The organism is Actinomadura litoris (assembly GCF_009733595.1).
GTDB classification, from domain to species: domain Bacteria; phylum Actinomycetota; class Actinomycetes; order Streptosporangiales; family Streptosporangiaceae; genus Spirillospora; species Spirillospora litoris.
In genome coordinates this window covers 911,314-931,565 of sequence record NZ_WOFH01000001.1, presented here as the reverse complement: position 1 = coordinate 931,565, position 20,252 = coordinate 911,314, and the positions used below count along the sequence as shown (strand labels likewise).

Genomic DNA, 20,252 nt, shown 5'->3' with positions numbered 1-20,252 from the left:
CCCCGATGGTCACCGCCGGGCGGCCGGACGCGCATCGCCCGCCCCGGGTAGTCCGCACCCGCTACCGCAGAGGGAGCCGCCGTTGACATAAAACGCTAGTGGAATACTATTTGCTATCTCACTAGCGAAAAGGAGCATCCGTCATGGCGGTGGCCCTCTCCCGGCTCGGCCGGTTCTGCTTCCGGCGGCGCTGGACGGTGCTGACGGTCTGGCTGGCCCTCCTCGTGGCGGCGGGGCTCGGCGCGGCGACGCTGTCGGAGCCCGCGCCCGACACCTTCACCGTCCCGGGCACCGAGGCGCAGCGCGCGAACGACCTGATCAAGGGCCGCTTCCCGGAGGCCGCGACCGGCGGCGCGACCGCGCGCGTCGTGTTCGCCGCGCCGGGCGGCCGCACGGTCACCGAGCCCCGCGCGCGAGCCGCCGTCGAGCAGGCCGTCGCGAAGCTCAGGGCCGCCCCGCAGGTCGCCTCCGCCACCGACCCCTACTCCGGCCGGACCGTGTCCAAGGACGGCCGGATCGCGCTGGCGGAGGTCGGCTACCGCGTCCCGTCCGCCGAGATGAAGGCCGCCGACCGCGAAGCCCTGCGCGCCGCCGCCGCGCCCGCCGAAGCCGCGGGGCTGCGCGTGGAGATGGGCGGCGACGCGGTCGCGCGTCCCGGGCAGGGCGCCGGGGAGCTGATCGGCGTCGCCGTCGCCGCGCTGGTGCTGATCGTCACGCTCGGGTCGCTGGTGGCCGCCGGGCTGCCGCTGCTCACGGCCGTCGCCGGGATCGGCATCGGGCTGTCGTCGATCGGCACCGCGACCGCCTTCGTCGAGATGACCTCCGACACCCAGGCGCTCGCGCTGATGCTCGGCCTCGCGGTCGCGATCGACTACGCGCTGTTCATCATCTCCCGCTACCGGCACGAGGCCGCGCCGTCCGGCGGCGGGCGCTCCCCGCGGGACGCGGCGGCGCACGCCGTCGGCACCGCCGGGTCCGCCGTCGTGTTCGCGGGCCTCACCGTGATCATCGCGCTGGCCGGGCTCGCGGTCGTGGACATCCCGGTGCTCACCCAGATCGGGCTCGCCGCCGCCTTCACCGTCGCCGTGGCCGTCGCCGTGGCGCTCACGCTGCTGCCCGCCCTGCTCGCCATCGCGGGCCGCCGGGCCCTGACGACCCGCGCCAGGACCCCGAAGGAGGCGGCGGCGGGCCTGCGCTGGGGGCGCTTCGTCACCGCGCACCCGCTGCCGATCCTGCTCACCGGCGTCCTGGGGCTCCTCCTCGCCGCGATCCCCGCGCTGGACCTGCGGCTCGGGTTCCCCGACGACGGCACCGCCCCGTCCGGGACGACGCAACGCGCCGCCTACGACCTGCTCGCGGACGGCTTCGGCCCCGGCTTCAACGGCCCCCTGACCCTGGTGGTGCAGTCCCCGCGCGACACGGCGGCGGCGGCGAAGGGCGTCGCGACCGAGTTCGCGCGGCTGGACGGCGTCGCCATGGCCGAACCGGCCGGGGTGGACAAGGGCGGCGACACGGCCCTGGTCGCCGTCGTGCCGAAGACCGGCCCGGCGGACGAGGCGACCGTCGACCTCATCACCGCGATCCGCGACCGCGCCGAGCGGATCCGCGACCGCGACGGGACCGCGATCGCGGTCACCGGCCAGACCGCCCTCGACATCGACACCTCCGCGAAGCTCGCCGGGGCGCTCCCGCCCTACCTGGCGGTCGTCGTCGGCCTCGCGTTCCTGCTCCTGCTCGTCGTGTTCCGCTCGCTGCTCGTGCCGCTCACCGCGACCGCCGGGTTCCTGCTCAGCGTCGCGGCGACGTTCGGCGCGGTCGTCGCGGTGTTCCAGTGGGGCTGGCTGGACGCCCCGCTCGGTTTGCAGGCGTCCGGGCTCATCGTCAACCTGCTGCCGGTCATGATGATCGGGATGGTGTTCGGGCTCGCGATGGACTACCAGGTCTTCCTCGTCACCCGGATGCGCGAGGAGCACGTCGGCGGCGCCGAGCCCACGCGGGCCGCCGTCACCGGCGTCGCGCACGGCGCGCGCGTCGTCACCGCCGCCGCGATCATCATGATCAGCGTGTTCTCCGGGTTCCTGCTGTCGGACACCCCGATGGTCCAGTCGTTCGGCTTCGCGCTCGCCGCCGCCGTGTTCTTCGACGCGTTCGTCGTGCGGCTGACGCTCGTGCCCGCCGTGATGGCGCTGCTCGGACGGGCGGGCTGGTGGCTCCCGCCGCGCCTGGCCCGCGTCCTGCCCAGCGTGGACGTGGAGGGCGAGCGCCTGACAGTAGGCTCCGAGGCGGGCTAGGAAAGGCGGGGTGATGGGGGAGAGGTCCACCGGCCTGCGGGAGTTGAAGAAGGCCAGGACGCGCGCCGCGATCCAGAGGCACGCGCTGCGGCTGTTCCGCGAGCGCGGCTACGAGGCCACGACCGTGGAGCAGGTCGCGCAGGCGGCGGAGGTCGCGCACACCACCGTCTTCCGCTACTTCCCGTCAAAAGAGGACCTGGTCATCACCGACGACACCGATCCGGTGTTCTACGAGTCGCTCCGCACGCGGCCCGCCGGGATGACCGCCGTCGAGGCGCTGCGCGCGGCCATGCGCGAGGTCCTCGGCGCGTTCTCGCCCGAGGACCTCGCCGCCGGGCGCGAGCGGGCGATCCTGATCCTCTCGGTCCCCGCGCTGCGCGGCGCCGCCTTCGGCAACTTCGCCGACACCATGCGCAACGTGGCCGTGATCCTCGCCGAGCGCGCCGGGCGCCCGCCGGACGACGCCGCCGTCCGCACCCTCACCGGCGCGGCCTTCGGCATCATGCTCGACCTGATGATCCGCTGGGCCGAGGACCCGGCGCTGAACCTGCCCGAGTCCCTGGACGCGGCCCTGGCGACCCTGGAGACCGGCCCCGCGCTCTGAGCGCTAGCCGACGCGCTCCCGCAGGTGGACGGTGATGTCGTCGCCCGCCTCCTTGCCGATCGCCGCGCGCAGCGACGCCTTCACGGCGAGCTTGTGGTTGCCGTCCCCGAGCGCCATGAAGGCCCCCTCGAACGGCTGCCCGTCGATCGTCCCCCGGACCTTGACCAGCCCGCGCGTCCCGAAGAACTCGGCGGACTCGGGCCAGACCACATAGGTCCAGCCGCCCTTGTTCGGGCTCTTGCGCAGGCTCGCGGTGAACCGCTTGTCCAGCGTGGTGCTCATCTCGACCTCCGTCGTCGGGGTGGTTACCAGAACAGACCGCCGGCACCGCCGGAACTCATCGGTCAGAGGATCAGAGAAGGGCGGGCGGCGGAGCGCTGGAGTTCCGTCCAGGCGCCGCTCAGGCGGGTGACCAGCTCGGTCAGGGTCTCGGTGGGGAAGGTGAACGGCAGGCGGATGTGGTCGTCGTGGTGCCCGCCGGGGTCCATGGCGGCGCCGGGGACGATCTCCACGCCGTGGCGCAGGGCGACGTGGGCGAAGGAGCGGGCGTCGATCCCGGGGAGTTCGATCCACAGCGCGGCACCGCCCTGGGGCGGCGTCCAGCGCCAGGTGGGGAAGCGTTCCCTGAGCAGGCCGGTCAGGTGGTCCAGGCGCCGGCGCGCGGTCGCCGAGCGGCGTGCCTCCAGTTCGGGCAGGCGCGGCAGGAACCGGGCGGCGAGGGCCTGGTCCAGGACGGGGCTGCCGAGGTCGGCGAGGGCCTTGTGCCGGGCCAGGCGCTCGGTCGTCTCGGCGGACGCGCGGATCCACCCGATGCGCAGCCCGCCCCACACCGCCTTGGCGAGCGAACCGGCGGTGAGGATCTCCGCGCCGGGCCGCCCGTAGGCGGCGATCGGCGGCGGGACCTCGCCGGTGAGCCCGGTGTAGGCGTTGTCCTCCAGGACGGGGACGCCGTGCCGCTCGGCGAGCCGGGCGATCCGCGACCGGCGCGCCGCCGACATCAGCACGCCGGTCGGGTTGTGGTAGGTCGGCATGACGAACAGCAGCGACGGCCGCCGCTCGGTGAAGGCGCGCTCGATCTCGTCCGCGCGGGCGCCCTCCTCGTCCAGCCGGACGCCGTGCAACCGGGCACCGGCCGCGCGGAACACATCGAAACACCCCGGCCAGCCCGGCGACTCCACGACCACGTCGGACCGTTCCCGGAGGTGCATGCGCGTCACGAGACCGATGGCCTGGGACGCCCCGGCCGTCACCAGCACCTGGTCGGGCGCCGTGGGCAGGCCGAGCCCGGTGAGGTGCGCGGCGATCGCCTCGCGCAGCGCCGGGAGGCCGCGCGGGTGGTACCCGGCGTCGGCGGTCAGGTGCGGCAGATCGTCGCGGACGAGGTCGAGCAGCGCCTGGCGCAGGTCGGGCACCGGCCCCTCGATGGCGTGGGCCAGCGAGATGACCTCGCCGGGGCCGTCCACGAAGCGCTGGAAGATCGACGTCGCGCGGCCGCCGGGGACGCGCCCGTCGGTGCCGGGCGGCGGACCGGGCGGCCCCGCGGCGACCCGCGTCCCCGACCCGCGCAGGCTCGTGACCAGGCCCCGGGCGCGCAGCTCGTCGTAGGCGGCGGTGACGGTGGCGCGGCTGATGACGAGCGTCCGGGCCAGGTCGCGTTCGGACGGCAGCCGCTCGCCCGCGCCCAGCGCGCCGGACGTGATGGCGCCCGCCACGGCGGTGACGAGGCGCCGGTAGAGCGGCCCGGCGGCGGTGGCCCAGTCGCCGAGGATCTCGATCAGCTCGTCGGCGCTGCGATAACGGTCCAATTCCCGTCCCAATGGCTCGGGTGGCCTGCGATGTGGACTGCAACGCTAGCGCCGGAAGCACCGGACGAAAAGGGGGCCGAAATGCGGAAGACCGGCGATGAACGGCTACGGGCGATCTGCGACCTGAGCGTGGCGACCGTCCGGGAGGAGGCCGGACGGCACGAATACGACGGCACCGTCCAGGACCTGTCACCCGAGGGCGTGGAGGACGGCCTGAAGAGGCTCGGCGGGGCCGTGTACACAGACCCGCACGACGAGGCCCAGGCAGCGGCGGCGGAGAACGCACTGTGCGTCACATTCGGGGAACTGGCACAACACCGCGCGAACCCGATCTGGCACATCAAGAACCTCGACCTGGCCTGCTACGACCGCGCCTACGCACCCGAGGAGGAACGCCGCGAAGCCCGCCTGACCCACCTGGCCGCCTGGCCGGACGCGGTGGACGCGGCGCTGCGGGCCCTGGACCGGGTACCCGCCCCCATAGCGGCGGCCACCCTCCCCGCCGCACGCGGCCTGGCCCACTACCTGCACGAGGCACCGGACGCCGCCCGGAAAGCCCACGCGCGGTTCGTCGCCCACCTGGAAGGCGCGGCCGAACACGGCGACCCGTCGGCGGCCCTGGGCGGCACCGCCCTGACCCGCATGATCTCCTCGGCCGAAGCATGCGAGATCGACCTGGACGACCTGGCGTCCCAAGCCGAGGCGGAACGCGCCCGCGTGCGGGCCCTGCTGAGGGACGCCTGCCACCGGATAGACCCCCACGCCCCGCTGCCGGAGACGATGCGGCACCTCCTCTCCGACCACCCGCCCGCGAGCGCCCTCGTCGACGAGGCCCGCGCGGTCACGGAGGAGGCGGTGGCCTGGACCTCGGCGAGCGGGCTGGTCCCCTACACCGACGGCGAATGCCTGGTGGGCGAGGTGCCGCCGTCCCAACCCTGGGAGGTGGCCACGATGACGTCCGCCGCCCCCTACGAGCCCGACGGCCCGAGCTGGTTCCGCGTGAACCTCCCGGCCCCCGACGCGCCCGAAGGCGAACAGGACGCATGGCTGTCGATCTTCAGCTACACGACGCTGCCGAACATCGCCGTCCACGAGGTCGCGCCAGGGCACTTCTCGCATGCGCGGGCCCTCCGGCACGCCTCCACCGACGTCCGCCGCACGCTGCACTCGCAGGCGTTCACCGAAGGCTGGGCGCACTACTGCGAGGAACTCGCCGTCGAGGAAGGGTTCCGCGACCACGACGCCCGCCACGCCGTGGGCGCCTACCGCGACGCGCTCTGGCGCGTCACCCGCCTGGCGACGACGATCGGCCTGCACACCGGCACGATGACCGTCGCCGAGGCCGAGCACCGCTTCACCGAGGACGCCTTCCTGGACGGCCCGGCCGCCCGCACCGCCGCGCACCGCACGCTCATCGACCCGGTCTCCGGTTACTGCTACACCGGCGGCAAACTGGCCATCCGCCAGCTCCGCGACCAGGCGGAACACCGCTGGGGGGCGGCCTTCACCCTGCGCCGCTTCCACACGGCACTGCTGGCCCTGGGGGCCCCGCCCCTGGGCCTGCTGCCCACGGTCCTGGACAGGGGCTGAGATTTTGACCAAGACCTACCCCGCCACCCCCGTTCGGGGGTGGCGTAGGTCACGTCACCGGACCACGATCGGGGAGGTAACGAGCACGCGAACACAAGCCACCGAACGCACCAACCCCAGCCGATGCCCAGCCGATCAACAACCTGAAGCGCTGCGATCGCGTCCGAAGGCAGGTTCGAGCTTGCGAGAACCTGATCGCGGAGCGAGCCGCCAGGCGAGTTCGGAGCGATGCCAGCGATCGCCGCTTTGCCCGTCGAAGGAAGGCGCTCCGCGCCTGACGCCAAGGGCAAAGAAAGGAAACACCCATGCCTGCAGTCGAGTTCCGGGCGGCGCGCGACTTCCTGCTCGCGCATCGCGATGACTACGCGACGGCGTACGAGAAGTTCCGCTGGCCGGTGCTGACCGGTTTCAACTGGGCGCTGGACTGGTTCGACGCGATCGCGGAGGACAATGACGCCCCGGCGCTGTGGATCGTCGAGGAGGACGGTTCGGAGGCGCGGTTCTCGTTCGCGGACATGGCGCGGCGGTCGAACCAGGTGGCGAACCGGCTGCGGGCGGCGGGCGTGCGGCGGGGCGACCGGATCATCCTCATGCTCGGCAACCAGGTGGAGCTGTGGGAGACGGTCCTGGCGGCGATGAAGCTGGGCGCGGTGCTGATCCCGTGCACGCCGCTGCTCGGCCCGGCCGACCTCCAGGACAGGCTGACACGGGGGCGTGCCCGGCATGTGGTGGCGGGTTCGTCCGACGCCGGGAAGTTCGACGGGCTGGAGGGCGACTTCACGCGGATCGCCGTCGGGGATCCGGTGGAGGGCTGGCTGCGGTACGCGGACGCCTACGACGGGCCGGAGAAGTTCTCGCCGTACGGGCTGACGATGTCGCGGGACACGTTCCTGCTCTATTTCACGTCCGGGACGACGGCGAAGCCGAAACTGGTGGAGCACACCCACGCCACATATCCGGGCGGGCATCTGTCGACGATGTACTGGATCGGGCTGCGGCCCGGTGACGTCCATCTGAACATCTCCTCGCCGGGGTGGGCGAAGCACGCGTGGAGCAATGTGTTCGCGCCGTGGAACGCCGAGGCGTGCGTGTTCATCTTCAACTACACGCGGTTCGACGCCGACCGCCTGCTGGACACGATGAGCCGCTGCGGGGTGAGCAGTTTCTGCGCGCCGCCGACCGTGTGGCGCATGCTGATCCAGGCGGATCTCGGCCGCCTCTCCGCCCCGCCCCGCGAGGTCGTCGCGGCGGGCGAGCCGCTCAACCCGGAGGTCATCGAGCGGGTCCGGGACGCCTGGGGCCGGACGATCCGGGACGGGTACGGGCAGACCGAGACGACCGTCCAGATCGCGAACACGCCGGGGCAGCCGGTGCGGCCGGGCTCGATGGGACGGCCCGTCCCGGGGTACCGGATCGCGCTGGTCGACCCGGTCACCGGCGTGGCGGGCGACGAGGGCGAGATCTGCCTCGACCTGGAGGACCGTCCGCTCGGGCTGATGGTCGGCTACCACGGTGACGAGGCGCGCACCGACGAGGCGATGGCGGACGGCTACTACCACACCGGCGACATCGGCTCCCGGGACGAGGACGGATACATCACCTATGTCGGGCGGTCCGACGACGTGTTCAAGGCGTCCGACTACAAGATCTCGCCGTTCGAGCTGGAGAGCGTGCTGATCGAGCACGACGCCGTCGCGGAGGCGGCGGTGGTCCCCTCGCCCGACCCGGTGCGCGCCGCCGTCCCGAAGGCGTACGTGACGCTCGCGGCGGGCTGGGAGCCGACCGCCGAGACCGCGAGGTCGATCTTCGAGCACAGCCGGGCGCAGCTCTCGCCGTACAAGCGGGTGCGGCTGCTGGAGTTCGGCGACCTGCCGAAGACGATCTCCGGGAAGATCCGCCGGGTCGAGCTGCGGACGAGCGAGATCGCCAAGCATCCGGGCGCGGACGACCGTCCGGAGGGCGAGTTCCGGGAGGAGGACCTGCGATGACACCCCCGCACCCCCCGCGCCCCTCCTACGCCTCGGGCACCTCCGCCGTGCCGCTGCTCGGCGACACCATCGGCGAGAACCTGGCCCGGACGGTCGCCTCCCACGCCGACCGCGACGCCGTCGTCGAGCGCGCGACGGGCCGGCGCTGGACCTACGACCAGTTCTCCGCCGACGTGGACGCGGTCGCGCTCGGCCTGCGCGGCCTCGGCGTCGGCAAGGGCGACCGGGTCGGGATCTGGGCGCCGAACTGCGCCGAGTGGATGCTCGTGCAGTACGCGACGGCGCGGCTCGGCGCGATCCTGGTGAACATCAACCCGGCCTACCGCGTCCACGAGCTGGAGTTCGTCCTCAACCAGTCGGGCGTCCGGACGCTCGTCGCGGCGCCCGCGTTCAAGACCTCCGACTACGCGGCGATGATCGAGGAGGTCGGGCCGCGCTGCGCGGCGCTCACCGACGTGCTGCTGCTCGGCTCGGACGCGTGGGAGGCGCTGCTGGAGACGGGCCGCGCGGCCGACCGGACCGTCCTCACGGCGATCGGCGCGGAGCTGAGCCCCGACGACCCGATCAACATCCAGTACACGTCCGGGACGACGGGCTTCCCCAAGGGTGCGACGCTCTCGCACCACAACATCCTGAACAACGGCTTCTTCGTCGGCGAGCTGTGCGGCTACGACGAGGAGGACCGGATCTGCGTCCCGGTCCCCTTCTACCACTGCTTCGGCATGGTGATGTGCAACCTCGCGGCGACCAGCCACGGCGCGTGCGTGGTCATCCCCGCGCCCGCGTTCGAGGCGAAGGCGACGCTGGAGGCGGCCGCGGCGGAGCGCTGCACGTCGCTGTACGGCGTGCCGACGATGTTCATCGCGATGCTGGACGAGCCGTCCGCGGGCACGCTGGACCTGTCCTGCCTGCGCACCGGGATCATGGCCGGGTCGCCGTGCCCGGTCGAGGTGATGAAGCAGGTCATCGACCGGCTCGGGATGGCCGAGGTCACGATCTGCTACGGGATGACCGAGACCTCGCCGGTGTCCACCCAGACCCGCGCGGGCGACTCGCTCGACCGCCGCGTCTCCACGGTCGGGACCGTCCACCCGCACCTGGAGGTCAAGGTCGTCGACCCGGTGACCGGAGTGACCGTGCCGCGCGGCACGCCCGGCGAGTTCTGCACGCGCGGCTACTCGGTGATGCTCGGCTACTGGGACGAACCGGACCGCACCGCCGAGGTCATCGACGCGGCCCGCTGGATGCGCACCGGCGACCTCGCGGTGATGGACGAGGACGGCTACCTGGGCATCACCGGCCGGATCAAGGACATGGTGATCCGCGGCGGCGAGAACGTGTACCCGCGCGAGGTCGAGGAGTTCCTCTACACCCACCCCGACATCCTGGACGCGCAGGTCATCGGCGTCCCGGACGAGAAGTACGGGGAGGAGCTGATGGCCTGGGTGCGGCTGCGCGAGGGCGCGCCCGAGCTGACCGCCGACGCGCTGCGCGAGTTCTGCCGCGGCTGGCTGGCGCACTTCAAGATCCCCCGCTACGTCCACGTCGTGGACGCGTTCCCGATGACGGTCACCGGCAAGATCCGCAAGGTGCAGATGCGCGCGGAGGCCGTCGACATCCTCGGCCTGGACGGCACCTGAGCCGCACCGCCGACGCTCCCCGTTCCCATCGAGCAAGGTTTATATTTCAAATTAAGCAGCATTCGCGCAGGTAGGCGGTTAATACCGCGCCTTCTCCCATTCGATGTCACGTTATTGGTCTTTCGGTCGTCCCATTGTCCGAGGACCAAGATCATCCTTCGGGGTGCTCGGGTCCGATCCGCGGCCTCGGCACCGGGGCCATCGACATCGGAGGAGAAAGTTGAACAAGCGTAGGATCGCGGTCGCGATCGGCTCCCTGGCCCTGGCCGCCCCTCTCACGGCGACCGCCCCCGCCCTCGCGGACTCCCCGGACTCCGGGTTCGGTCCGGCCGGGACCCGCGTGGTCGACGGGGTCGCGGTGACGGTGTCGGCCGCGGGCAGCGCCGAGGCCCGCAAGCCGTCCTGCAAGGCCAAGGCCGTGTGCTTCTGGACCAAGTACGGCCACCAGGGGACCAAGGCGACCGTGGCCCCCAAGAGCGGCGCCAAGTGCACCAACCTGCCCGGAAGCGTCAACGACAAGGCCAAGTCGATGGTCGTCGGCTCCAAGATGGGCGGTGTCGGGCTGTGGCAGCACAAGGGCTGCCGCGGCGTCCGCTCGAACCAGACCTGGGTCGCGGGTGCGGCTCCGTACCAGCTCATCCAGTACGGCGGCGACGGCAAGCACATCGGCTGGAGCGCCTTCCGGTAAACGGCGGGCGTGCGCCGGGCCGCCTGACCAGGGCGGCCCGGCGTCCCGGGGTCCCGGCCGGGCACAAAGGTCGCCCCGAGGTTTTCTCCGCGGATGACCTTCCGTGACCGGCCTCGTCCGGGGCATGCTTCGGTGCATGGACACGCCGATGCCGAGGGGCGCCGCGAAGAGCGACGACGCCGGTGCGGTCAGGTCGGCGGTGCTGACCCTGCACCGGACCACCGGGCTGCCCGTCGTGTTCGGCGGCGCGCTCAGCGGACGCGGCAGCCTGCGCATCTCCGAGCTCGTCGGCAACACGACCGACTCCCTCGACGGGCTGGTGGTGCGGGAGGGCAGCGGGCTCGGCGGCAAGGCGATGGCGCTGGGCCGCCCCGCGTGGGTGAGCAACTACCCGTGCGCCGCGTCCATCAGCCACGACTACGACGCGCCGGTCGGACGCGAGGGGCTGCTGTCGATCGTCGCGGTCCCGGTGGTGGTGCGCCGCAGGGTCCGGGGCGTGCTGTACGGGGCGCTGCGCGAACCGCTGTCGCTCGCCGACCGTGTCGTGGGCGCGGCGATGGAGGTGGCCCGCGACCTGGAGCAGGACCTCGCCGTCCGGGACCGGGCGGGCGAGACGCTGGCCCGCGCCCGCCGCGCACCCGGCATCGACCGGGGGACCGCCCGCTGGGAGGAGGTGAGGGCCGTCCACGCCGAGCTGCGCGCCCTCGCCGAACAGGTACAGGACGGGCCGACCCGCGACCGGCTGCGCGCGGCGACGCTGCGCCTGGCCGCCGCCGGGCTGGACGGCCAGGACACCGCGGTGCGGGCGACGCTCTCCCCCCGCGAACTGGACGTCCTGTCCTATGTGGCGGTCGGCTGCACCAACGCCGAGGCCGCCGAACGCCTCGGCCTGCTCCCCGAGACCGTGAAGAGCTACCTGCGCTCGGCGATGCGCAAGCTCGACAGTCACTCCAGGCTGGAGGCGGTGACGGCGGCGCGGCGGGCCGGGCTGCTGCCCTGATCGTCCGCGCGGGCGGCGCGTCCGCCGAGGAACGCGGCCCCGCACGCGGCGAGCGCGGTGATACCGAAGGCGGTCATCACCACGGTGAACGCGTGCCGGGGACCGGACACACCGAGGTAGAGCGTCCCGAAGACCGCGAGCCCCGCCGACCCCGCGAGCTGGAAGTTCGTGTTGATCAGGCCGCTGAGATCGGGCGCGAGCCGGGCCGGGACGCCGGAGGTCAGCCGTCCGAGCTGCGGCGCGAAACCGAGGCCGAGCCCGAACCCGCCGAACCCGAGCAGCACGACCAGCGCGGCACCGTCCGCGTGCGTGAGCCCGATGGTGAGGTACGCGGCGGCGAGGATCAGATACCCGGCGATCGGCCCCAGCGCGACGACCCGGACGGGCATGCGCGGCAGCAACGGCCCCGCGACCCCGAACGCCGCGACCCACGACACCAGCACGAGCCCCGAGAACAGGGCGCTGCGGCCCAGCCCGTCCTGGACGTAGAGGGCGAGCACGAACAGCATCGCGTAGTAGGTGCCGGTCGCCGCGCCGAGCGCCCCGAGCGTCCACGCGACGACGGGCCTGGCCAGCACGGACAGGTTGAGCAGCGGGGCCCCGCCCCGCGCCGCGACCCGCCGCTGCCGCCGGACGAACGCCACCAGCACCGGCCCGGACGCGGCGAGCGAGACCCACGTCCACGGCGGCCACCCGGCCTCGCGTCCGAACAGCAGGGGAACGACCGCGAACAGCACCGCCCCCGACAGCAGCGCGACCCCGCCGAGGTCGAGCCGGGTGCGTCCGCCACCCGGATCCCGGGGCAGCAGCCGCACACCCGCCGCCAGCAGGACGATCCCCACCGGCACGTTCACCAGGAAGATCGGCCGCCAGCCGAGCCCGAACAGGTCGGCGGACACCAGCACGCCGCCGAGCACCTGCCCCGCGACCGCTCCGCCCGACAGCGCGACGGCCAGCAGCCCCTGCGCCCGAGCCCTGGCGCGTCCGGTGAAGTGGAGCTGGATCCCCGACAGCACCTGCGGGATCATCAACGCGCCCGCCACCCCCTGCGCGAGCCGCGCGGCCACCAGCGCACCGGTGACCGGGGCGAGCCCGCAGGCGAGCGACGCGACGACGAACGCCGCGAGCCCGAGCAGGAACATCCGCCGATGCCCCCGCGCCTCACCGAGCCGCGCCCCGGTGATCAGCAGCATGGCGTAGGCGAGCGTGTAGCCGGAGATCACCAGTTCGAGCGCCCCGGCGGACGGCCGCAGCCCCTCCTGGATCGAGGGCGCGGCGACGTTCACGATGGACACATCGACGTTGACCATGAACTGCCCGGTCAGCAGCACGGCCAGCATCCCCGCCCGGCGGACGGGCGGCGTGGGGGGAGCGGTCATGCGGGGAACAACCCCGACCGCCGCCGCGAGGTTGCGGCGGACGGCGGGTGCTCCGGTAATCGGCCCGGCGACGGGGTCAGCACTCGCGCGGCGGGCGCGCCATCCAGAACAGATCGGCCCCCGTGGCGCACTGCCTGGTCGGAACGGTCACCACGAGCCGGCTGCGCCGGGCCATGATCGCTCGGCCGCCCCTCCCCGTTTCCGGGCAGGAGGCGTCCGCCCCCGATCATGCAGACAGAACCGTAACACCTGCGAACAAAAATGTTCGTGATGTTGGAATTGTTCTCGTGGGACGTCCCGGTTGGTAGCTTTGGCACATGGACTCCCAGGGCCGCGGCTCCCTGCCGCGCGGGCGTCACCACCTCACCCGCGAACAGGTCTGCGCGTCCCAGCGGACGCGCCTGCTCCACGGCATGACCGACGCCGTCGGCGAGAAGGGCTACGCGCGGACATCCGTCGCCGACGTCCTGAAACGCGCGCACGTGTCCCGCGAGACGTTCTACGAGCACTTCGCCGACAAGCACGCGTGCTTCATCTCGGCCTACCAGATGGCCGCCGACCGCATCGGCGTCCTCGTCCACGAGGCCCTGGTCACCGGCGACGCGCCGCTGATGCAGCGCTTCGAGCGCGCCCTGGTCGCCTACCTCGGAGAACTCTCCCTGGACGCCGCGACCGCCCGCACCTTCCTCCTGGAGGTCTACGCGGCGGGCCCGAGCGTCGCGGCGCTACGCTACGGCGCCCAGCACCGTTTCGCCGAGACCATCGCGGGCCTGCTCCTGGAGGACGAGCGCTTCCGCACCCACCCCGACCCGCACCTGGCCGGACGAATGCTGGTAGGCGGCGTGGCGTCCCTGGTCACCGGAAAGGTGGCCATGGGCGAACACGCCGCCCTCCCCGGCCTGTGCGCCCCGATCCTGGCGCACATCCGCGCCGTCCTAGACGCCTGACGCCCCTCTGACGACCTCGGCCAACCGCCGAAACCCGTCACGACTCAGAAGAAGCCGAGGCCCGCCAGGATCCTTACTGTCCCGAACGGCGACACCGCCGGGCGCCCTCGCCACCTCAACGCAGTCGCCACCGTTGCCCGTGCTGTGAGTGGACTTGCGCCAGGTGGCGGTTCTGGGGTTCATCTGTGCTCCTCCTTGGTGGAGGCGACTAGAGGTTCTTGATTGTTCTGGTGAGGTGGTGGAAGTCGTCGCGGGTCAGTAGGAGGTAAGGCCCACTGGGGTCTTTGCTGTCTCGGACGGCGATGTGGCCGGGAGGCCGGGCCACTTCAACGCAGGCCCCGCCGTTGCCAGTGCTGCTACTTGCCTTGCGCCACTTGAGGCTGGTCAGGTCCATCTCTTCTCCACCGTTCTGCGTATCAAATCGATCGACTGGTTCTGGGGGAGTGCCAGCGATCGAAGCTCCAGGAGGGTCCTTGACATGGCCGCAAGATCATCGGGATCGCTCATTGTCAGCCCACGGGCGGCTGATTCAACATATGCCACCTCAGTTCGGTCTTCCAGTGTAGCGATGGTGAATGCCCCGCTCGCCCCGAGATGAGCGGTTGCTGGGACCACCTGGACATGCAGGCGATCCGAAATTCTGCTGACCAGATACTCAAACTGATCTTGCATGACCTGTGGGCCGCCTACGTCCCGGTATAGCACGGCTTCGTCCATGAGGAAGGAGAGGAGCGGGGGAGAGGGATCGTCCCTTGTCAAGATGTTCTGCCTCCGCATGCGCGCATCGACTGCCTCCTTGTCTCCATAAAGCAGTGCCGATGCGTACGCCGGTGTCTGCAACAAGCCATCGACGACCGTCGCGTGGAAGGAGACGAGTTCGTTGGCGGCCGACTCGACGGGAGGCCAGTCGAACCAGGTGGGGAAGGCGGCGTCCATGACGAGGTCGTCCCACAGTTCCACAAGGTCGCCGTTCGCGCCGAGTTCGCGGTCCATGGTCTCGGCGAACTCGCGTGTGCAGCGGGTCTTGCCCTGCTCGACCTGGCAGACGTACTGACCGGTGACTCCCTGACCCTCGTTGGCGCGGCGACCAGCGCGCTCCTGGGACAGCCCGGCGGCCTCGCGGTATCTGCGAAATCGCCTGCCGAATGCGACGAGCGTCGGGGATATGGCTGCGCGCTTCTGCATGGGGGGCATTGAACCGATCCTCTCAAGTGCTCGAAAGCGGCCCGGAAGCGTGATCTCGTCCAGCGTTCTCAGATCCTCATGAGAGACCCTGCTTGCTACACAGGGTAACTAGATCGTCGCTTATATGGAGGTGCAACACCCGAACAGGTCCGGGAGGTGTGCCTCATGGGTCCAGTGGTGCTTATGCCGGAGATTCCGACGCTTGTACTGGAATCGACCGATCGTGCGCCCGGGTTCGCGCGGGCGTTCGTGTCGGCGCGGCTTCGTGAGTGGGGAATTTCGGACGACTACACGGCGCGGCTGGTGGTGACCGAACTGGTGGCGAACGCCTGGATGCATGGGGACGGGCCGATCGTCGTGCGGGTGATCCAGGACGAGCAGGCCGGCGCGGTCGTGATCGAGGTGTGGGACGGAGGAGAAGGGCGCCCCTTCGTCCGGCACGCCGACTGCGACGACACGAACGGGCGGGGCCTGCTGCTGGTGTCGCGACTCGCGATCGCCTGGGGAATTCGACCATTGCTGGAGAGAGGGAAGATCACGTGGGTGAAATGCGCGGTCTCGGCGACCGAGCGGAGCGGTACGTCCTGAAATGGCGGACGAGGCTCGGCAAGGAGACGACGACGCAGCACTTGGATCTGCTCGTCGCCGCTCTGCTGCCGGGCGAGTGGCGGTTCGTGAAGTTCTACCGCTCGGACGTGCATCCGATGCCCATGCCGCTGCTGTGGATCTCGGGCGCCGAGGACATCGGGCTCGTCGTCACCGTCCTCGCGACGCCCGGCGGGACGTGGGGCTACTACGAGGCGCAACGGGGCAGGCACGGCTACCTGTTCCCCTGCGGAAACGCGGCCCAGGCGGGCATGCAGATCGACCGGCTGCTCAGGGACCGGATCAATCAGCGAAGGCCGCCCATCTACTAGCGACCGTGCCCTTTGTCGAGAATCGGCGGGTTGGGTGGGGCGGGGGTCGGGGGCTGCTGGGTGCCGGGTAGGTTCTGGGGCATTCGGGCGGGTCTGTGGGGAGGCCATCGGGGTGTGGGTCCGGGTGGTGGCGGGCGTGGTCGCGCTTGTTCTGTTGCTGGGCGGGTGTAGGAAGCCGGTCGCTGAGGAGCCTTCGGGGGGCAGGGCGGGCGGTGGGGGTGAGGCCGCGCGGCCCGACTGGGGGAAATGGGGGCTCGACGCGTTGCGTCCGGCGCCCGTCCCGCCGGAGGACAAGCCGCTCAAGCTCGGCGGAAAAGGGCCCGTGAAGGTCTTCTCCACTGTGCCGACGAAGGACCGGGTCGTGTTCGTCACGATCGATGACGGGCAGGAGAAGGATCCGAGGTTCGTCGAGATGCTGAGGGATCTGCGGGTGCCCGTCTCGATGTTCCTCACCGACGGCAACGTGCGGGACGACTACGGGTACTTCAAGCCGCTCCAGGCGCTCGGGAACCATGTCCAGAACCACACGCTGACCCATCCGGTGATGCCCCACCTCGGGCCGGAGGGGCAGCGGCGGGAGATCTGCGGCGCCCAGAAGTCCCTGACCAGGGAGTACGGGACGGCGCCGAAGCTGTTCCGTCCGCCATTCGGCATGTGGGGTTCGGCGACGCAGGAGGCCGCGCGCGAGTGCGGGATCCAGGGGATCGTGCTCTGGACGGCGTCCATGCAGATCCATGACATGCAGTACGACGACCCGAACAAGAAACTGCATAACGGTGATGTGCTACTTGCGCATTTCCGGGGGCCGAAGCAGCTCAGGGGCGAGTCGATGACGAAGATGTTCGCCGAGATGCTGAAGCGGATCCGGCGGCAGGGCTTCGCGGTCGCGCGGCTTGAGGACTACATCAGCTTTCGATGAGCACGCGGACGCTGTCGAGTTCGGGGTCCACGGCGTCCGGCAGCATCATTCCGGCGGCGACCCCGCTGCGCAGGTACCGGAGGACGGGCTTGGTGATCCGCTCCCCGGGCAGCACGGCGGGGATCCCCGGCGGATACGGCGTGATCATCTCGGCGGCGACGCGGCCCACGGCCTCCTCGGCGGGGACCTGCTCGGCCTCGCCGAAGAACGCGTCGCGGGGGAGGACGTCCAGGTCCAGGCGCAGTTCGTCGGGCGAGGGCACCTCGACCTGCGGGACGTCCTGGAGTGCGTCGATCTTGTCGTGGAGGTCGCGCAGGGCGGCGAGCAGCGGTTCCGTGGTGCTCTCGTCGTCGGCGAACGTGAGCTGGGCGCTGATCCGGCGGTGGTCGGCGAGGTGCAGGTTGACGCGGTGGTGCTCGCGGAGCCAGTCGGCGGCGCGGTAGCCGGTGGTGCCGAGCGAGGCGATGTCGATCACGACGGGGAGCGGGTCGAGGTCGTGGGCGAGGCCGAGCCCGGTGAACTCGGCGGGGCCCTGGACGTCGAAACCGGGGATCGCGCCCAGCGCGGCGCGGACGGACGCGGCGAGGTCCAGCGTGTTCTGGAGCAGGTCGCGGCCGTGCTCGACCATCTGGCGGCGCCATCCGTCCAGGCCCGCGTAGATCAGGACGGACGGGCTGGTCGTCCCGAGCAGGTCCTCGCGCGACTTCAGGACCGCCGGGTCGACGAGCGAGCCCTGCTGGTGGAACACCGAGCCCTGTTCCAGCCCGGCGCCCATCTTGTGGACGCTCGTCACGCACACGTCGGCGCCCGCGTCCATGGCCCAGGACGGGAGGCCGGGGTGGAAGGGCAGGTGGGCGCCCCACGCCTCGTCCACGATCAGCGGTCTGCCGCGCCGGTGGCACTCCTCGGCGATGGCGACGAGATCGGCGCACGTCCCGTAGGGGGTCGGGCTGGTGACCAGGGCGCCGCGCGCGTCGGGATGCTCGTCGAGGGCGGCCGCGAAGGCGGCGGCGGACGGCGGGTGCGCGAGGTGGCGGTCGGCGTCCCACAGCGGCTCCACCCACACCGGGCGGACGCCGGACAGGATCAGGCCGGACACCACGGACTTGTGCGCGTCCCGTCCGACCAGCAGTTTCTCGCCCGGACCCGCGACCGACAGCATGGCGCTCTTCACCGAGAGCGAGCTCCCGCACGTGGAGAAGAAGGTGTGGTCGGCGTGGACCGCGTCGGCCATCAGTTCCTGGGCCCGCTCCAGGACCTTGTGGGTGGACATCCGGTCGTCCAGACCGGAGATGGCGAGGACGTCGGACAGGAACACCCCGTCGCCCAGCACCTCCCGGACGCGCGGGTCCGCGCCCCGGGCCTGCTTGTGGCCGGGCGGGGTGAACGGCACCTGCCCTTCCCGGTGGTAGGCGGCGATCGCGTCCAGAACGGGGGCTTCCGAGTGGTCCATGGGCGACGCCTTCCCCGACGCCGGGCGATGTAACGCCCGCGTGTGGTGGCGGAGAGGGCAGTGGAGTGTGGCGCGGTGGGCGAATGGGGCGGTGGTGATCGGGTAGGCCGGTCGGAACGGTGCGAACCGGGACGGAGCGGTGTGCGGCGGTCGGAGAGCCGTCCGCTGGACGTGGTGTGGTCGGCGGTGAGGGGTCGTGGCCGTTCCGGGCACCGGCGGCGGCCTGCGCTCGGGCAGGTGGGGAGGAAGGGGGCCGGGTGTTGGAGTTGGCGCCGGGGCAGGGGTTCGCGCAGATCGGGGAGTTGCTGCTGGCCCTCGTGCTGTCGGCCGCGATCGGGTTGGAGCGCGGGCTGCGCAACAAGAGCGCGGGCCTGCGGACGCATACGCTCGTCGGGGTCGGCGCCGCGCTGTTCATGCTGGTCAGCAAGTACGGCTTCGATGACGTGCCGGGCGAGCACGTGTCGTTCGACCCGTCCCGGGTGGCGGCGCAGATCGTGTCCGGGATCGGGTTCATCGGCGGTGGGTTGATCTTCGTCCGGCGGGACGCGGTGCGGGGGCTGACGACGGCGGCCGTGGTGTGGGTGACGGCGGCGGTCGGGATGGCGGCGGGCGGCGGGCTGCCCGTGCTCGCGGTCGCGGTCACCGCCGGGCACTTCCTGGTCGTGTACGGGTTGAGCCGGCTGAGCAGGATGCTGCCGCTCGACCGGTTCCGTCCCGCCGAGACGGCGCGGCTCCGCCTCGTCTACCGGGACGGGCGCGGCGCGCTGCGGCGGGCGCTCATGGAATGCACCCGGCGGGGGTTCGTGGTGTCCGCGCTCAACGTCGAACGCGAGTACCTCCCGGACGATTCGGACCGCGGCCGCGACGAGCGGCGGGATCGGCGCGAGCCGTCCGCGCGGCGGCCCGGAAACGCGGTGGTGACGCTCGTCCTGGAAGGCGCGGGATCGGTGCCGGAGCTCACGGCGGTGCTGGGCGAGCTTCCCGACATCGCCGGGGTGACGGTCGGCGCCGATCGCGACGACGACGGCGAGTAGCCGCCGCGCGCGGTGGGCTAAGGGACCTCGGTCTGCGGGGAGTAGCCGTCGTCCTCGCCGCCCGGGGCGTCGGCCTCGGCGTTCGCCGGGTCGGTCGGGCCGGGAGTGTGCTCCTCGGCGAAGTCCCCTTCGGCGTTCGGGTCCTCGGGCGCGGCACCGGCTTCGGCGCGGCGGTCGGCGAGCGGTTTGTCCTCGTCGTTTTTGCGTTCGTCGGGCATGTCCTCCCCCTTCCGGCGTGCTCCGGGTTCAGTGGCGGGCCTTGGCGATGGCGTCGCGGGCGCGGTCGGCCACGGCGGCGAACGGACCGACCACGAGGTTCGCCGCGGGCGACTCGACCCCCTGGTGCGGGTGCGTCGGCGCGATCGCCTCGGCGGCCCGGACCGTGGCGGCCATGCCGCGCAGCTGCTCGGGGGAGGCGTCCCGTGCCATGCGCGGGAACTCCTCGCGCTCCTCGCGGGCGGCGTGCGCTTCCAGGTCCTTGTGGAACGCGCTGAACTTCGCGGTGAACTCGTCCGAGTCGGGGTCGAGCCTCTCCAGTTCCGACAGCACGCCCTTGGCCTCGTTCTCCTCCTCCAGCCGCGCGTCGATCACCGCGCCGCCGTCGTCGAGGGCCCGCCGGGCGAACGGGTGGACGATCTCCTCCTCGGCGGTCTCGTGCACCGCGAGCAGGCGCCGCAGCCGGTCGAAGGCGTCCTTGCGGACCTGGCCGCTGTTGCCGTCCACGATCGAGGCCAGGCGGCGGATCTCGTCGTGCTGGGCGAGCAGCAGGTCGACGACGTTCTCGGAGTTCTCGGCCACGGTTCACACTCTCT

21 protein-coding genes are annotated in these 20,252 nt (G+C 71.9%); 12 read left to right on the top strand and 9 right to left on the bottom strand.

What is annotated here, in order from left to right:
• Positions 1–143 precede the first annotated feature (143 nt).
• Both GNZ18_RS04075 and GNZ18_RS04070 read left to right on the top strand, forming a co-directional pair.
• Positions 144–2,291, top strand: a complete 2,148-nt coding sequence (locus GNZ18_RS04075) for an MMPL family transporter (RefSeq protein WP_156214657.1) — start codon at positions 144–146, stop codon at positions 2,289–2,291.
• A gap of 13 nt (positions 2,292–2,304) precedes the next feature.
• On the top strand, positions 2,305–2,895 hold the full coding sequence (locus GNZ18_RS04070) for an acyl-CoA-like ligand-binding transcription factor (protein ID WP_156214656.1): 591 nt from the start codon (positions 2,305–2,307) through the stop codon (positions 2,893–2,895).
• Between the two features lie 3 nt (positions 2,896–2,898).
• On the opposite strand, the gene GNZ18_RS04065 is transcribed toward GNZ18_RS04070, so the two are convergent.
• Both GNZ18_RS04065 and GNZ18_RS04060 read right to left on the bottom strand, forming a co-directional pair.
• Entirely contained in the window at positions 2,899–3,177 is a 279-nt protein-coding gene (locus tag GNZ18_RS04065; protein WP_156214655.1) for a DUF1905 domain-containing protein, read from the bottom strand.
• Positions 3,178–3,239: 62 nt separating this feature from the next.
• Positions 3,240–4,700: an aminotransferase-like domain-containing protein gene (locus tag GNZ18_RS04060; RefSeq protein ID WP_246249348.1), complete on the bottom strand. Its 1,461-nt coding sequence runs from the start codon at positions 4,698–4,700 to the stop codon at positions 3,240–3,242.
• An 81-nt stretch (positions 4,701–4,781) separates the two neighbouring features.
• Between GNZ18_RS04060 and GNZ18_RS04055 the strand changes: the two genes are divergently transcribed.
• The 5 genes from GNZ18_RS04055 to GNZ18_RS04035 all read left to right on the top strand — a co-directional run bounded on the left by GNZ18_RS04055 (position 4,782) and on the right by GNZ18_RS04035 (position 11,606).
• Positions 4,782–6,290 carry a DUF885 family protein gene (locus tag GNZ18_RS04055; RefSeq protein ID WP_156214653.1) on the top strand — a complete coding sequence of 503 codons (1,509 nt, stop codon included), beginning with the start codon at positions 4,782–4,784 and terminating at the stop codon, positions 6,288–6,290.
• 305 nt (positions 6,291–6,595) lie between these two features.
• The gene (locus tag GNZ18_RS04050) at positions 6,596–8,278 is read left to right on the top strand and encodes an AMP-binding protein (protein WP_156214652.1); all 1,683 of its coding nucleotides are present in this window, start codon (positions 6,596–6,598) and stop codon (positions 8,276–8,278) included.
• On the top strand, positions 8,275–9,918 hold the full coding sequence (locus GNZ18_RS04045; protein ID WP_156214651.1) for an AMP-binding protein: 1,644 nt from the start codon (positions 8,275–8,277) through the stop codon (positions 9,916–9,918). Before GNZ18_RS04050 ends, GNZ18_RS04045 begins: the two co-directional genes overlap by 4 nt.
• A gap of 220 nt (positions 9,919–10,138) precedes the next feature.
• Entirely contained in the window at positions 10,139–10,606 is a 468-nt protein-coding gene (locus GNZ18_RS04040; RefSeq protein WP_173390633.1) for a peptidase inhibitor family I36 protein, read from the top strand.
• 136 nt (positions 10,607–10,742) lie between these two features.
• The gene (locus GNZ18_RS04035) at positions 10,743–11,606 is read left to right on the top strand and encodes a helix-turn-helix transcriptional regulator (protein ID WP_246249347.1); all 864 of its coding nucleotides are present in this window, start codon (positions 10,743–10,745) and stop codon (positions 11,604–11,606) included.
• Here the strand turns inward: GNZ18_RS04035 and GNZ18_RS04030 are convergent.
• Complete coding sequence (locus tag GNZ18_RS04030; protein ID WP_216651148.1) at positions 11,552–12,985, bottom strand: MFS transporter; 1,434 nt, start codon at positions 12,983–12,985, stop codon at positions 11,552–11,554. The two genes, GNZ18_RS04035 and GNZ18_RS04030, sit on opposite strands and share 55 nt — an antisense overlap.
• Positions 12,986–13,302: 317 nt before the next feature.
• Here GNZ18_RS04030 and GNZ18_RS04025 point away from each other — a divergent pair, with 317 nt between their 5' ends.
• Positions 13,303–13,932 carry a TetR/AcrR family transcriptional regulator gene (locus GNZ18_RS04025; protein ID WP_156214649.1) on the top strand — a complete coding sequence of 210 codons (630 nt, stop codon included), beginning with the start codon at positions 13,303–13,305 and terminating at the stop codon, positions 13,930–13,932.
• On the opposite strand, the gene GNZ18_RS04020 is transcribed toward GNZ18_RS04025, so the two are convergent.
• From GNZ18_RS04020 to GNZ18_RS04010, 3 genes are read right to left on the bottom strand one after another with little or no spacing between them, the layout of a single operon-like run.
• Entirely contained in the window at positions 13,921–14,115 is a 195-nt protein-coding gene (locus GNZ18_RS04020) for a DUF397 domain-containing protein (protein WP_156214648.1), read from the bottom strand. The two genes, GNZ18_RS04025 and GNZ18_RS04020, sit on opposite strands and share 12 nt — an antisense overlap.
• A gap of 25 nt (positions 14,116–14,140) precedes the next feature.
• Positions 14,141–14,326 (bottom strand): DUF397 domain-containing protein, encoded by a 186-nt coding sequence (locus GNZ18_RS04015; protein WP_156214647.1) that lies wholly within the window; start codon positions 14,324–14,326, stop codon positions 14,141–14,143.
• Positions 14,317–15,117 (bottom strand): helix-turn-helix domain-containing protein, encoded by an 801-nt coding sequence (locus tag GNZ18_RS04010; RefSeq protein ID WP_246249346.1) that lies wholly within the window; start codon positions 15,115–15,117, stop codon positions 14,317–14,319. The genes GNZ18_RS04015 and GNZ18_RS04010 overlap by 10 nt, the downstream gene beginning before the upstream one ends.
• Positions 15,118–15,300: 183 nt before the next feature.
• On the opposite strand from GNZ18_RS04010, the gene GNZ18_RS04005 reads away from it, so the two are divergent.
• The 3 genes from GNZ18_RS04005 (at position 15,301) to GNZ18_RS03995 (ending at position 16,953) form a co-directional block, all read left to right on the top strand.
• The gene (locus tag GNZ18_RS04005; protein ID WP_173390632.1) at positions 15,301–15,705 is read left to right on the top strand and encodes an ATP-binding protein; all 405 of its coding nucleotides are present in this window, start codon (positions 15,301–15,303) and stop codon (positions 15,703–15,705) included.
• Entirely contained in the window at positions 15,666–16,034 is a 369-nt protein-coding gene (locus GNZ18_RS04000) for a hypothetical protein (RefSeq protein ID WP_173390631.1), read from the top strand. The genes GNZ18_RS04005 and GNZ18_RS04000 overlap by 40 nt, the downstream gene beginning before the upstream one ends.
• A gap of 340 nt (positions 16,035–16,374) precedes the next feature.
• Entirely contained in the window at positions 16,375–16,953 is a 579-nt protein-coding gene (locus tag GNZ18_RS03995) for a polysaccharide deacetylase family protein (RefSeq protein WP_312874287.1), read from the top strand.
• Here GNZ18_RS03995 and GNZ18_RS42995 read toward each other — a convergent pair.
• On the bottom strand, positions 16,940–18,406 hold the full coding sequence (locus tag GNZ18_RS42995) for an aminotransferase class I/II-fold pyridoxal phosphate-dependent enzyme (protein ID WP_156214643.1): 1,467 nt from the start codon (positions 18,404–18,406) through the stop codon (positions 16,940–16,942). The two genes, GNZ18_RS03995 and GNZ18_RS42995, sit on opposite strands and share 14 nt — an antisense overlap.
• Positions 18,407–18,666: 260 nt before the next feature.
• On the opposite strand from GNZ18_RS42995, the gene GNZ18_RS03985 reads away from it, so the two are divergent.
• Positions 18,667–19,440 (top strand): MgtC/SapB family protein, encoded by a 774-nt coding sequence (locus GNZ18_RS03985; RefSeq protein ID WP_156214846.1) that lies wholly within the window; start codon positions 18,667–18,669, stop codon positions 19,438–19,440.
• Positions 19,441–19,457: 17 nt separating this feature from the next.
• On the opposite strand, the gene GNZ18_RS03980 is transcribed toward GNZ18_RS03985, so the two are convergent.
• Together GNZ18_RS03980 and GNZ18_RS03975 are read right to left on the bottom strand one after the other, a co-directional pair.
• Positions 19,458–19,658, bottom strand: a complete 201-nt coding sequence (locus tag GNZ18_RS03980) for a hypothetical protein (RefSeq protein ID WP_156214642.1) — start codon at positions 19,656–19,658, stop codon at positions 19,458–19,460.
• A gap of 28 nt (positions 19,659–19,686) precedes the next feature.
• Positions 19,687–20,238, bottom strand: a complete 552-nt coding sequence (locus GNZ18_RS03975) for a hemerythrin domain-containing protein (RefSeq protein ID WP_312874286.1) — start codon at positions 20,236–20,238, stop codon at positions 19,687–19,689.
• Positions 20,239–20,252 lie beyond the last annotated feature (14 nt).